Genomic DNA, 13,011 nt, shown 5'->3' with positions numbered 1-13,011 from the left:
TCGACAGGAGGCTCAGAAATGATCAGCCAACCTGCGAAAGAGCCAGAAAAGGTAGATAGGTAAAAACATTGGTTACACTTTCGGACAAAGTATCCATATCCGCTTTGTACTCCTGTAAAAACACTTTGAGCTCATCGTTCCAGCGGGCATCTTCAAAGTTTTTCTTACTGAGTTGTTGCCAGCGCTCACTCAGTTCCTCCAGCATTTCTTTTTCTTTCGTTTGGTAATACTTTACCCTGATCCAGAAATCCAGTGTTTGTAATCCTGGGCAGAATTCATCTTTTTGCAGGCTAAAGGCTTGGTTTGGACAGGTCGCTTCAGGATTGACTCGCTCAGTAGAACGTTCTGCTATTCGAACAATAGGGAAGCCATTTTTGCCATGAGTGTGCTGGGCAGGTATGTATTTCTGGCAATGCGGGTGAGAGCACTTTGAAGGCTGTGCTTCTATCAGTGGGAGAGATGTTTGAGGTGATAAAAGTAAAGGTGAACACATAACAGCAAAGCCATAATTTCAGCTTGTATCAGACAATACTCCCTATTCGGGGTTCATGACTTTGCTGTTAGTAGTTTCTGGCACTTTGATATTAGGAGTTCAGAGACAGGATCGCTTCAACTTCTACAGGTACGCCCTTAGGCAGTTCTTTTACACCTACAGCTGCACGTGCAGGGTAAGGCTCCTGAATGTATTCAGCCATAACTTCGTTCACCAGAGGGAAGTTGCTCAAGTCAGTCATGGATATGTTGATTTTTACTGCATCTTGCAGAGAACCACCGGCAGCTTCAGCAATAGCTTTCAGGTTTTCGAAGCACTGGCGTGCCTTGGCTTTGAAATCACCTTCAACGATTTCCATGGTGGCAGGAACCAGAGGAATCTGACCAGAAACGTATACGGTGGTGCCAACCTTAACTGCCTGGGAATAGGTGCCGATGGCGGCAGGTGCACTTTCTGTATGAATAATCTGCTTATTGCTCATTGTGAAGCACTTATTTATTGGGTTTGAGGGGAAATGAGCATGGCAGCTTGTGGCACTTCAGTCCATAGCATAAGCACTATGCTATTTTTTCAACTTTATTGTTGCTTGAATCGGGAGGTGATCAGAAAGCCTCCTGCAGCTGTCCTCAGAACACACGCTGGCCGAGGTAAGGGTTGCCCGTTTGTAAAATATAAAATCGATGATCGTATTTGGTTTTCCCGGGTGGGTAGTCCGTTTGGATGCTGACAGACCTTTGTGAGCATCTTTCAAGCCAGCTTTATAGAGAGGTTTCAACACATAAGTGCTCTTAAGACCCAGGCGAGCTTCTATAAAGAATGTGTGAGTGTTCATATCACCGCCGACAACAATTGGCGTTTTTACCGACTTTAGATGTTCGGCAATCTCTTCTGTCTGGTCATGGCGATGACCGGCATCTTTAAAGTGAGAAGCCAGGTGCGTTGAATACACTCGCAGGGTTTGTTCACCAATAAGCACATCAGCAGACAGTGCCATTCTGCCACCCACTCTAAGTTCATCGTCACGATTGAAAACATAACGGCTGCTGGCAGATTTAAAGCGAATAAGCTCAACATTTCCCATAGGGTAACGGGAAAGGATAGCGTTGCCGTGTTCACAGAAATCATCCACTTCTACAAACTCGACTCCATAGACGTAATACATTCCTAACTCGCTGGCGAGGTACTGAGCAATTTGTCGGTAACCAGTTCTGGCACAGCCTCTGTCTACTTCGCTGAGTAAAACAATATCAGGTTGCTGGGCTTCGAGCCAGGCGGCAATTTTATGTCGCTTGTAACCTCGCTCAATGTTCCACTCAACAACCTTTAGCTCATTCTTGGGCTGTGCCGGGAATCTGGTTTGGTTTTCCCCTTCGAGTGAACAAGAAATATTGATTTTGTCTTCAAGGGTGGCTGCGCTATGGCTTGCTTCCGGACAGAGCCTTACAGATGTATCTGCAAAACCCTGCCATGGGAATTCATTGAACTCCTGACTGGCAAACAGGGGTGCGCAAAAAAGAAGAATGAAGAGATGGAATGGTTTCATGGGTTCTTGGCTTCCGATAACCTTACGGAAGGGTTATCGGAAGCCAAGGAGGAGATATGAGGTCTAGACCTCTTTCTCTCGTGAGATGGAGTGAACACCTCTGATGGTACGCATGCGCTTGATAATCTGAGCCAGATGAACTCGATCCTTTACGCTGATCAAAACCAGAGCCTTACTGCAACGGGTTCCCTGCTCTTCCACACTGATTTTCTCAATGCTGGCCTCAGCTGCTGTAATTGCTGTGGCAATGGAGGCAATCATGCCCCGTTGCTGATCAACCTGAACATTGAGCTCGACAGTGAATTCACCCTGAACGTCTTTATCCCAGTCCACTTCCAGAATTTTCTCCGGACTGTGGCGAATCTCTGAGATATTACTGCAGCCTTCGTTGTGGATAACCAGTCCACGACCAGAGCTAACGTGGCCAACAACAGGATCGCCGGGAATTGGATGGCAGCAGCGCGCAAAGCTGATAATCATGCCCTCTGTGCCTTTGATTGTCAGAGGCTTCTCGGGGCTGGAGGTATCCAACTGATCCGGTTCCATAAGCTGAATGTCGAGCAAGCGGCGGGCAATAACATAAGCCATCCGGTTGCCAAGACCGATATCTTCCAGCAGTTCATCCAGTTGTACACAGCCGGTATGGGCAAGAACTGCGTCCAGGCTGTTCTGGGAAATCTTATCAAGGCTGCTGCCAAGGCTGACCAGAACCTTGTTCAGCAAACGGCGACCAAGGGCAATAGATTCCACCTGACGCTGATTTTTCAGGTAGTGGCGAATATTAGAACGCGCCTTACTGGTAATTACATAGTTCAGCCATGCCGCGTTAGGGCGGGCGCCGGGAGCAGTGATAATCTCAACAGTTTCGCCACTGTTTAATGTCTGACTCAGGGATGCCAGTTTGCGATCAATCCGGCAGGCAACACAGGTGTTACCAATGTCGGTGTGGACGGCGTAGGCAAAGTCGACAGGTGTTGCACCTCGAGGCATTTCCATAATGTCACCCTGGGGAGTGAACACGTACACCTCATCAGGGAACAGGTCGATTTTAACGTTTTCAATAAACTCGAGAGAGTTGCCTGCTGTCTGCTGGAGTTCCAGCAGGTTTTGCAGCCAGGAGTGAGTACGACTCTGGCTACCAACTAAAGCTTCGTCACCAGATTTATACAGCCAATGTGCAGCAATGCCATTGTTGGCCATGTCCTCCATTTCCTGTGTACGAATCTGAATTTCTACAGGAATGCCGTGAAGGCCGAAGAGAGTGGTGTGGAGAGACTGGTAACCGTTGGCTTTGGGAATGGCGATGTAATCTTTGAAACGACCGGGGATGGGCTTGAAGAGGTTGTGGACAAGCCCGATGGTTCGGTAGCAGCTATCGACGCTGTCCACGATAATTCGGACGCCAAACACATCCATGATATCGGTGAACGATTTGCTCTGTTCTTTCATCTTGGAGTAGATGCTGAACAGGTGCTTTTCCCGCCCCATAACCCGACCTTTCAGAGACTCGCTCTCCAGTCGGTTATTAATGCTTTCAACAACGCCACTCACAATTTCTTTGCGGTTACCACGGGCTTTGCGAACCGCTTTTAAGAGCAGGTTGGCTCGCATGGGATACATGGCAGTGAAACAAAGATCTTCCAGTTCTATACGAATCTGGTGCATACCCAAGCGTTGTGCCAGAGGGGTATAGATATCGAGAGTTTCTTTGGCAATACGTCGTCGTTTAGCAGGGCGAAGTACGCCAAGGGTGCGCATGTTGTGCAGGCGGTCGGCAAGCTTCACCAGAATAACCCGAATATCGCGGGCCATGGCCAGAGCCATTTTCTGGAAGTTATCTGCTTGCGCAAGAGTTTTGTCTTCGTACTCCACATGGGTCAGCTTGCTGACACCATCAACAATTTCAGCAACAGTTTCGCCAAACTGTTTTTGAATGGCACTTTTGGGAATGCTGGTGTCTTCAATAACATCATGAAGCATCGCAGCCATCAGGCTTTGATGATCCATATGCATATCAGCAAGAATGCAGGCGACAGCTAAAGGATGAGTTACGTAAGGTTCGCCGGAACGGCGCTTCTGGCCGTCATGAGCTTGCTCGGCGTAATAATATGCACGCCGAACTTGATTAATCTGATCAGAATTCAGGTAGCTTTTAAGCCGCCATGCCAGATCATCGATGGTCGCCAATATCCGCTCCTCCTTTCAGGCGTAAACTTCTTCCTGTCTGTGAACAAACGGATATTGCATGTCGCGACCTTGCTCGTGCAGGTGTTTTAGGTAGGGGAAGGAATTAACCTTCGAGCCCGGCCAGCAGCATACCTGCATCGTCATCTTCACGGTCTTCCAGATCAATCAGCTTGGGATCAATCTTTCCTTCGGCGATTTCACGCAGGGCAACAACAGTTGCTTTATCGTTTTCCCAGTCAACTTTGGGGTCCTTGCCACCAATAGTCAGCTGGCGTGCACGCTTGCTAGCGGCCATAACCAGTTCAAAACGGTTGTCTACATGATCCAGGCAGTCTTCAACGGTTACTCGCGCCACGGTGTGCTCCACTCTCTGTTTTAGCAAGCTGATTCAGCTTGTCTATATAGGCTGTTCCAGGGCCGCATTAAGAGCTGCAAGCCAAGGTTTGACAGAATTTCGGATATCAGGATTACAGTGTAGTTACAGACTAAATCTGTAAGTGAACCCTGCGCTGCGCTGGTCAAACACAGACAACAACCCGCAAACTGCCAGTTTACTTAATAAATAGCGATTTTGACAAGGCGGGAAACACACCTTTCTACTGCTTAGGAGCCGGTGACTATGGGGATTTGATAGGAGTCAGAAGACCTGTAGATAGAAATGAGAAATACCATAGTCGTGGGAAAAACTAAAAACGGGCGAATAAACAGAGTTCCAAACGTTCCTGAGTCTGGGGAAAAATTGCTTTAAATCAATAACTAACCTCACTCTCAGTAATATTCTGCTCCGCAATTGTTAATCCCAATTTGAAATAGTACTCAACATGGTTCGACAGGGTACTCGAATCATTGTTGGGTATTGTAAATACCTGTAGATGATTTGAATCGGTCACTGATTCTGTCCAACCGGTTACAAACCCAAGGAATTGAAATGCTGTACAAGCAGGAAAGTGGCTGGAAACAGCTGAAAGGTGAAGAGCGTCAGGAGATTATTAATTTCTGTGAGCCTTACAAAGCGTTTCTGAACAAGGCAAAAACAGAACGTGAATTTGTTATCGAATCCCAGAAGCTGGCTGAAGAGCGTGGTTTCGTGGATGCGATGTCCAAAGACGTTCTGAACCCAGGCGACAAGGTTTTCTTCAACCTGCGCGATAAAAACCTGGTTCTGGCGGTCATCGGCAGCGAAAACATCTCTGAAGGTGTGAATTTTGTTGTTTCCCACGTGGATTCCCCACGTCTGGACCTCAAGCAGAAGCCTCTGTACGAAGATTCCGAGTTTGGTCTGTTGAAGACTCACTACTACGGTGGTGTGAAGAAGTATCAGTGGGCTTCCCGTCCACTGGCTCTGCATGGTGTTGTGGCTTTGAAGAGCGGTACCAAAGTAAACATCACTATTGGTGAAGATGAAAGCGATCCTGTTTTTGTTATTCCTGATCTGCTGCCACACCTGGATCAGAAGGTTCAGCGCGACCGCAAAGCCAGCGAAGTGCTGAAGGGCAGTGAGATGCACGTTCTGGTTGGTTCCATTCCTTGCGAAATCACTGATGAAGACATCAAAGATCAGGTGAAGTACAACGTTCTGCAGAAGCTGAACGAACAGTACGACATGACTGAAGCAGATTTCATCTCCGCAGAACTGGAATTGGTTCCTGCAGAAAAGGCTCGTGACGTTGGTCTGGATCGTGGTTTGATTGGTGCTTACGGTCATGACGACCGTATCTGTGCATGGACTTCTGTGCAGTCCATCATCGGTTTGGATCACACTCCTGAGCGTACTGCTGTTTGCTTCCTCGTTGATAAGGAAGAGATCGGTTCCAACGGTTCTACCGGTCTGGAATCCCGTTACATTGAGCACTTCATGGAAGAGCTGGCTGCACGCATGCCTGCCAGCAAAGACGATCGTCACGCTGTTCGTCGCAGTTTCTGGAATTCCCGTGCTTTGTCTTCCGATGTAAACGCTGGTCTGAACCCTCTGTTCAAACAGGTTCACGACTCCCAGAACGCTTCCAGGCTGGGTTACGGTATTGTTCTGACCAAGTACACCGGTGCTCGTGGCAAGAATGGCAGTAACGATGCTGATGCTGAATTTGTAGGCGAGCTGCGTGCTTTATTTGACTCCCACGACATCACCTGGCAGACAGGTATGCTGGGTGAGGTGGACGAAGGCGGCGGTGGCACAGTAGCTATGCTGCTGGCCCAATACGGTATCCGTACTATCGATGCTGGCGCTGCACTGCTGTCTATGCACTCTCCAATGGAAATTGCTTCCAAGTTTGATGTGCATGAGATCTACCGCGCGTACAAAGCCTTTTACGCCTGATAAATAAACAAAAGCCAGAGTTTTCTCACTCTGGCTTTTGTTTACATCGGTGTGGTTATTTCAGTAAATCACATAGCAAATCTTTTCGGTATTCTTTCTGGAATTCCAGGCCCAGACGCTGGCTGCGAATCACGGCTTTCAAATCAAACAACGCTTCATCAAAATCATCATTAATGATGAGGTATTCAAACTCGTTGTAGTGGGACATTTCACTCACAGCTTTCGCCATACGGTGAGCAATAATATTGTCGTCATCCTGCCCTCGGCCAGTAAGACGCTGGTGCAGTTCTTTTTGGGAAGGCGGCAAAATGAAAATGCCAATGGCGTCAGGCATCAGGCGGCGAACCTGTTGACCACCTTGCCAGTCGATTTCCAGAATAACATCGATACCTTTCTCAAGTTGTTCTTCTACCCACACCTGAGAGGTACCGTAGAAGTTACCGAATACTTCCGCATGCTCAAGGAAGATACCCTTGCCAATCATATGCTGGAAAGTATCGACAGATACAAAATGATAGTGCTGCCCGTCAACCTCACCTTCGCGTTTATCACGGGTGGTATGGGAGACAGACACAGTAATGTAGCGGGTAGTTTTTACCAGTTGGGTTACCAAGCTGGTTTTACCAGCTCCGGAAGGAGCCGCGATGATGTAGAGAGTGCCTTTGCTCATAGTATCAGTCTTAAACTTGTTTTGAGGCTCTTGCTTTGAGGCTCCGGGTATGAGTCACCGCAACCTGTTTAAGTCATAAAGATAACAAGCTGGATAATTCACAATGCTCTTAATGAAGAAGATTATAAAGGAAGAGACTGGGAACGCACCATACGGGGTGACTATCCGGAATTTCCGGATAGTTGTAGAAAAGATTTAAGGCCACTCTTAAGCGTTCTTTGTCAGCGAATGGAATTGATAACATGCTGGCATAGTAGGTTTGATTTGAATTTTATCTTCTAGCCCACTTTTTTGCTCTGGTCTCTGTGGTTTGCCGACAGCTGACTCTACGGCATAACGATTTACCATCTGTAGGGCGGCGTAAAACAAATTATGTATCTGAGGATAAGGGGGCAATACTAATTCACTCAACCCTTTTTCAAACTTGAGCGCTGTTTATTTCATGGGCTTCCGGGTTTGAATTGTGCTATTTCAGGAGTAGACGGTTATGCCCAGACGTTTTGCTATGTCTCGGGACATTTTTACAATTGCTTTTACCCTTGCGGATTGTTCATTGCTACATGCCCAGCATTGCTCGACCAAGTATCTCTTTTTCAAATGATGAGACAGTTGTATTTCTTTAAACAGTTGAACCATGTATGCCGTTTGAAACGCGCTGGGAGGGTAATGATCTGCAACTGTTGCACTGTTTGTTCTGGAACCGCAACTAATACAGCCATGAGTCTCCCCAGACGATTCACATCGTTTCTGTTCTTCTGTGTCGCTGAACAGCGGCAACATTGAGGGTAAAATTGAGGGTAAAATTGAGGGTAAAGAAGCCATGAATTACGCTTTTCGAGAGCAACTGGTGGTCTATGATCGCTGACCCAGTGATTTCTGTTTTCCCCTGGGCTCATTTTGCAAGTCGGGCATAACCGCATCGGACGAGCTCTAAGTTGCTCCTTCTGTTCTGACGTTGACCTGAAGGATGCTCCTTCGAAATGGACCCGCCTCTGTAGGCTCATGTATCTATTGAAATAGTCTTCTATCATGCGCCTCAGGTAACTGATTTCGTATTGGCTCACATCGTGTGATTCACGGGTTCTCCTAGCTTTCCCTATTGATCTTATCCCTGTCTAATATGGCAAAGGTTATAGTTAGAACCCTTTGATGCCATGAAAATCAACATTGTTCAATAAGAAGCCTGAGTACGTACTGTATAACAGATGAACTTTGTATTTATTTTGAGTCTGCCGCAGTACAATCTCTCCAATATTATACGCTGAGCAGCTTCCAAATATCCCTCAGCCTCACCTTATTTTAAGTACCCGACTCATGGCCAAAAAACCCGCCAAAGCCTCTTCTGCATCCACCAAAGGCTTCGAAGAAACCCTCTGGGACTCCGCCAACAAGCTCCGTGGCAGTGTTGAATCCTCCGAATACAAGCACATCGTCCTCAGTCTGATCTTCCTCAAGTTCATCTCCGACAAGTTTGAAGCCCAGAAGACCGTGATCGAAAACGACTTCGGTGCTGACTTTGTCGATATGGTGGATTTCTACACCAAGGACAATGTCTTCTATCTGCCGGAAGAATCCCGCTGGTCGTTTATTCTCAAGCACGCCAAGCAGAATGATATTGCGGTGAAGATTGATACCGCGCTGCACGATATCGAGAAGAACAACAAATCACTGGCCGGAGCCCTGCCGGATAACTACTTCTCCCGTCTGGGGCTGGATGGCAGCAAGCTGTCTGCGCTGATCGACACCATTAACAATATCGATACCCTCGCCAACGAATGTCATATGACCGAAGAAGACCTGGTGGGTCGGGTCTATGAATACTTCCTCGGTAAGTTTGCCGCCACTGAAGGCAAAGGCGGGGGCGAGTTCTATACGCCTAAATCAGTGGTTACGCTGATTGCCGATATGATTGAGCCGTACAAAGGCAAAATCTACGATCCGTGCTGCGGTTCCGGCGGTATGTTTGTGCAGTCCATAAAGTTTGTGGACAGCCATAAGGGTAACCGCAAAGACATCTCCATCTACGGGCAGGAATACACCAGCACCACCTACAAGCTGGCGAAAATGAACCTGGCGATTCGTGGTATTTCAGCCAATCTGGGCGATGTGGCAGGCGACACCTTCTTTAAAGATCAGCACCCAGACCTGAAAGCCGACTTTATTATGGCCAACCCGCCGTTTAACCAGAAGCAGTGGCGAGCCGACAACGAACTCACCGACGACCCACGCTGGGACGGCTACGAAACCCCACCCACCGGCAACGCCAACTACGCCTGGATCATGCATATGATCAGCAAGCTGTCGGAGAACGGCACGGCTGGTTTTGTACTGGCCAACGGTTCCATGAGTTCCAACACCAGCGGTGAAGGTGAACTACGAAAAAAGATGATCGAGAACGATCTGGTGGACTGCATGATCGCTCTGCCGGGGCAGCTCTTTTTCACCACCCAGATTCCGGTCTGCCTCTGGTTCCTGACCAAGAACAAAAAGGGCAATCCTGAACAGGGTACGAAAGGCCGTGAAGGTGAAACCCTGTTTATTGATGCCCGCCAGATGGGCTCCATGATCAGCCGCACCAACAAAGAACTGACGACCGACGATATTGCCGAAATCACCCGCACTTACCATGCATGGAGAGGTGCCGCACAGGGATGTGCCAATGTCGCAGGAGGCAGGATGCCGGGAGCGACGGAAGGCGAAAACAGCGACTATGAAGACGTTGCTGGTTACTGCAAAGCAGCCACTCTGGATGAGATCAAAGCCAACGACTATGTGCTGACACCAGGGCGCTATGTAGGCGCTGCCGAACTGGAAGACGATGGTATTCCGTTTGAAACCAAGATGGCCGAACTGAGCCAGACCCTTTACCAGCAGATGCAGGAAGCGGAGAAGTTGGATGCTGTGATCCGTGGGAATCTGGAGGTGTTGGGTTATGCAAAATAAGTGGCCAACTGTCGAGCTGAATGAACTCTCGAAAGAGATTACAGTTGGCTTTGTAGGCTCAATGACGCATGAGTACGTTGATAGTGGTATCCCCTTTCTGCGCTCAAAAAATATCGATGAACACTCACTCAAGTGGGATGATATTCGATATGTTTCACCAGAGTTTCATACGAAGTTAAAGAAGTCTGCTCTTAGCCCTGGTGATGTTGCGATAGTCAGAACAGGTAAGCCAGGTACGACTTGTGTAATCCCAGAAACCTTGAAGGAAGCTAATTGTTCTGACTTGGTTATTGTTCGAGTTGATGAAAAACGGCTGAACCCTCATTTTCTGAGTTATTTTATGAACTCAGTCGCGGCAGGTCAGCAAGTCAATTCTCATGTAGTTGGTGCGGTACAGCAGCACTTCAATGTTGGTTCTGCTAAGAAAATCCAAGTCCCTAATCCCTCAATTACAGAGCAGGATAGAGTAGTTGACGTTCTAAAAACTCTGGACGACAAAATCCAACTCAACCGCCAAACCAACCAAACCCTTGAAAACATGGCGCAAGCCCTGTTCAAAAGCTGGTTTGTGAATTTTGATCCGGTGATTGATAACGCACTGGCGGCGGGCAACACCATTCCCGAACCATTACAACTCTCTGCCACGAGAAGAGCCGAACAGCGCAAAGCTCTGCACGAAGGTGACTCTTTTGATAAGAATGCACCTGCACCACTGCCGGAAGCGATTCGCCAGCTGTTTCCCAGTGCATTTGTGTTTGATGCTGAGATGGGGTGGATTCCTGAGGGGTGGGAGATTGGTTGTCTTGAAGACATGCTGGTTCTACAGCGTGGATTTGATTTACCCAAAAGTAAGCGTACCCCTGGAAAATACCCTCTGATGGTTACCAGTGGGCAAGATGGAACCCATTCAGAATTTAAAGTCAAAGGACCTGGGGTTGTGACCGGACGAAGCGGTAAACTTGGCGAAGTCATGATCGTTCAGGATGATTTTTGGCCTTTAAATACAACTTTATGGATCAAAGAGTATAAAAACTCTAACCCTTATCATGCCTATCATTTACTAAAAACTCTGGGGCTAGAACAGTATAACTCAGGGTCAGCAGTACCTACCCTCAACAGAAATCATGTTCATAACATGCGCTTGTTAGTTCCAGCAAAAAGTGTTGTTGATGAATACCAAAACTTTACATCAGATTTTTTCAAAAAGGTTCGTCACAATATTTGCGGAACAGAGGAACTAGTAAAACTCCGAGACACCCTGCTACCCAAACTAATCTCCGGCGAACTCCGCATCCCGGAAGCCAAACAACAGACTGAAGCCGCCGTAGCTTAAGGACGCCAGCGATAAGGATATACGATGAAGCTTTCTTATAAACCCTTCGATGAAGCACAGCTGGAACAGGCCATTGTCGCCTTTGACCTGTTTGCAGTGGCATACTTAACAGGTCACTCATAAGGTACTGACACCATCGGCCTGCACCTGAGAAACATCTTTAAAGGTGCTGAACTGGCTCCTGAAGCAATGACCGAGGAATCCTCGGTCCTTCGGCAGGAAGGCAAACTGAAGCCTGAGAAGTCTGGAAATGGAACCCGCCATTATATTTCTGCCCGGCAATCACGATACAATCCCGAACAGGCCGCTTTTTCAGGAGGAACAAGCATGACACCGCACCAGCCCGACAGTCTGCCGCTGGACAATTTAGATTACCGTCAGCTATTCAGTCTGGTGGGTGAAGCTAATGCCGAACTGGCCCGGTATGATGGCTTGTTGCAGGGCATACCAAACCCTGCCGTAATGCTCTCTCCCCTGACCACACAGGAAGCGGTGTTATCGTCAAAGATTGAAGGTACCCAGGCGACTGTTGATGAGGTACTGGAACAGGAAGCAGGGCTGACCAAGGAAGGCGAGAAGTTCAAGGATATTCAGGAAATCTCCAATTACCGCACGGCGCTGTTTCAGGCCAGCGAGCACCTGAAAGACTACCCCATCCGTTTAAGCCTGATTCGGGAACTGCATGGCATTCTGCTCAACAGTGTGCGGGGGCAGAACAAATCACCCGGTGATTTCCGCAATGACCAGAACTGGATCGGTCGTGCGGGTTGCACGGTGGAACAGGCAACATTTGTTCCCCCTTCCCCACTGGCACTGGCTCAACATCTGGAAGACTGGGAAAGATATCTTGATTTTGATGACAGCGACTTTTTACTGCAGGTGGCTGTCGTCCATGCACAGTTTGAACTTCTGCACCCCTTTAAGGATGGCAATGGAAGGATTGGGCGCATTCTGATTCCGCTCTTTCTGTACCAGAAAAAAGCTCTGTCACAACCCATGTTTTACCTGAGTGAGTATCTGGAAGCTCACCGGGACGAGTACTACCAGCGTCTTCAGGCCATTTCAACTGAAGGCGATTGGAATGGCTGGATTGCTTTCTTCCTGAAAGCCATCACTCTGCAGGCCCGTGAAAACAGCCTGCGGGTAAAAGCAATCATGGCGCTTTATGAACAAATGAAGCACCGGATTCATGATATCACTCACTCCCAGTACTCTGTTCACCTGCTTGATGCTCTCTTCAGCCGCCCCATATTCAAAACAACCGATGTTATCCAGCAATTTGAAAGTGCCTATGGCATCCACCCCAAGACAACTCCCGGCTTGCTGCGCCAGCTAAAAGAGGCCGGAATCTTGTTGGAAATCAAACCCGGTTCTGGCCGGAGGGCCGCCGTGCTGTGCTTTCCCGAGCTATTGGAACTTGCTGAGGGGAGAGCCATTTTTGAACGATAGAATCACAAACCTTGAGGGAGTGCATAGACTCCCCCAAACCATTAGAGGAGCGTGAAGCAGGCAATAGACTCCTCTA

Annotated in this window: 10 protein-coding genes; 4 read left to right on the top strand and 6 right to left on the bottom strand. The window is 48.1% G+C overall.

From position 1 onward, the window contains the following. Positions 1 to 22: 22 nt before the first annotated feature. From QMA35_RS03730 to rpoZ, 5 genes are all read right to left on the bottom strand, one after another. Positions 23 to 493: a hypothetical protein gene (locus QMA35_RS03730; RefSeq protein WP_281645786.1), complete on the bottom strand. Its 471-nt coding sequence runs from the start codon at positions 491 to 493 to the stop codon at positions 23 to 25. Between the two features lie 91 nt (positions 494 to 584). Further along, positions 585 to 974, bottom strand: coding sequence for a RidA family protein (locus QMA35_RS03725; protein ID WP_281645785.1), 390 nt, complete (start codon positions 972 to 974; stop codon positions 585 to 587). Positions 975 to 1,055: 81 nt separating this feature from the next. Continuing rightward, positions 1,056 to 2,036, bottom strand: a complete 981-nt coding sequence (locus tag QMA35_RS03720; RefSeq protein WP_281645784.1) for an endonuclease/exonuclease/phosphatase family protein — start codon at positions 2,034 to 2,036, stop codon at positions 1,056 to 1,058. Positions 2,037 to 2,099: 63 nt separating this feature from the next. Then, a complete protein-coding gene (spoT, locus tag QMA35_RS03715; protein ID WP_281645783.1) occupies positions 2,100 to 4,223 on the bottom strand; it encodes a bifunctional GTP diphosphokinase/guanosine-3',5'-bis pyrophosphate 3'-pyrophosphohydrolase in 2,124 nt (707 codons plus the stop codon). 103 nt (positions 4,224 to 4,326) lie between these two features. Next, entirely contained in the window at positions 4,327 to 4,578 is a 252-nt protein-coding gene (gene rpoZ, locus QMA35_RS03710; protein WP_281645782.1) for a DNA-directed RNA polymerase subunit omega, read from the bottom strand. A gap of 573 nt (positions 4,579 to 5,151) precedes the next feature. Between rpoZ and QMA35_RS03705 the strand changes: the two genes are divergently transcribed. Beyond that, the gene (locus QMA35_RS03705; protein ID WP_281645781.1) at positions 5,152 to 6,540 is read left to right on the top strand and encodes an aminopeptidase; all 1,389 of its coding nucleotides are present in this window, start codon (positions 5,152 to 5,154) and stop codon (positions 6,538 to 6,540) included. Between the two features lie 55 nt (positions 6,541 to 6,595). Here the strand turns inward: QMA35_RS03705 and gmk are convergent, their stop codons facing one another. Next, positions 6,596 to 7,210: a guanylate kinase gene (gene gmk / locus QMA35_RS03700; RefSeq protein WP_281645780.1), complete on the bottom strand. Its 615-nt coding sequence runs from the start codon at positions 7,208 to 7,210 to the stop codon at positions 6,596 to 6,598. A gap of 1,314 nt (positions 7,211 to 8,524) precedes the next feature. Between gmk and QMA35_RS03695 the strand changes: the two genes are divergently transcribed. The 3 genes from QMA35_RS03695 (at position 8,525) to QMA35_RS03685 (ending at position 12,935) form a co-directional block, all read left to right on the top strand. After that, on the top strand, positions 8,525 to 10,153 hold the full coding sequence (locus QMA35_RS03695; RefSeq protein ID WP_281645779.1) for a class I SAM-dependent DNA methyltransferase: 1,629 nt from the start codon (positions 8,525 to 8,527) through the stop codon (positions 10,151 to 10,153). Next, positions 10,143 to 11,486, top strand: a complete 1,344-nt coding sequence (locus tag QMA35_RS03690) for a restriction endonuclease subunit S (RefSeq protein WP_281645778.1) — start codon at positions 10,143 to 10,145, stop codon at positions 11,484 to 11,486. Before QMA35_RS03695 ends, QMA35_RS03690 begins: the two co-directional genes overlap by 11 nt. A gap of 327 nt (positions 11,487 to 11,813) precedes the next feature. Continuing rightward, positions 11,814 to 12,935 carry a Fic/DOC family N-terminal domain-containing protein gene (locus tag QMA35_RS03685; protein ID WP_281645777.1) on the top strand — a complete coding sequence of 374 codons (1,122 nt, stop codon included), beginning with the start codon at positions 11,814 to 11,816 and terminating at the stop codon, positions 12,933 to 12,935. The last annotated feature ends 76 nt before the right edge of the window (positions 12,936 to 13,011 follow it).

The sequence above is a fragment of the Parendozoicomonas sp. Alg238-R29 genome (genome assembly GCF_947331445.1).
GTDB lineage: Bacteria > Pseudomonadota > Gammaproteobacteria > Pseudomonadales > Endozoicomonadaceae > Sansalvadorimonas.
This window is presented reverse-complemented; position numbering and strand designations above follow the sequence as displayed.

What these genes read in the sequence shown, in the direction of transcription:
- QMA35_RS03730 (WP_281645786.1), bottom strand. Translation starts at nt 493, where the DNA reads ATGTGTTCACCTTTACTTTTATCACCTCAAACATCTCTCCCACTGATA.
- QMA35_RS03725 (WP_281645785.1), bottom strand. Translation starts at nt 974, where the DNA reads ATGAGCAATAAGCAGATTATTCATACAGAAAGTGCACCTGCCGCCATC.
- QMA35_RS03720 (WP_281645784.1), bottom strand. Translation starts at nt 2,036, where the DNA reads ATGAAACCATTCCATCTCTTCATTCTTCTTTTTTGCGCACCCCTGTTT.
- QMA35_RS03705 (WP_281645781.1), top strand. Translation starts at nt 5,152, where the DNA reads ATGCTGTACAAGCAGGAAAGTGGCTGGAAACAGCTGAAAGGTGAAGAG.
- gmk (WP_281645780.1), bottom strand. Translation starts at nt 7,210, where the DNA reads ATGAGCAAAGGCACTCTCTACATCATCGCGGCTCCTTCCGGAGCTGGT.
- QMA35_RS03695 (WP_281645779.1), top strand. Translation starts at nt 8,525, where the DNA reads ATGGCCAAAAAACCCGCCAAAGCCTCTTCTGCATCCACCAAAGGCTTC.
- QMA35_RS03690 (WP_281645778.1), top strand. Translation starts at nt 10,143, where the DNA reads ATGCAAAATAAGTGGCCAACTGTCGAGCTGAATGAACTCTCGAAAGAG.
- QMA35_RS03685 (WP_281645777.1), top strand. Translation starts at nt 11,814, where the DNA reads ATGACACCGCACCAGCCCGACAGTCTGCCGCTGGACAATTTAGATTAC.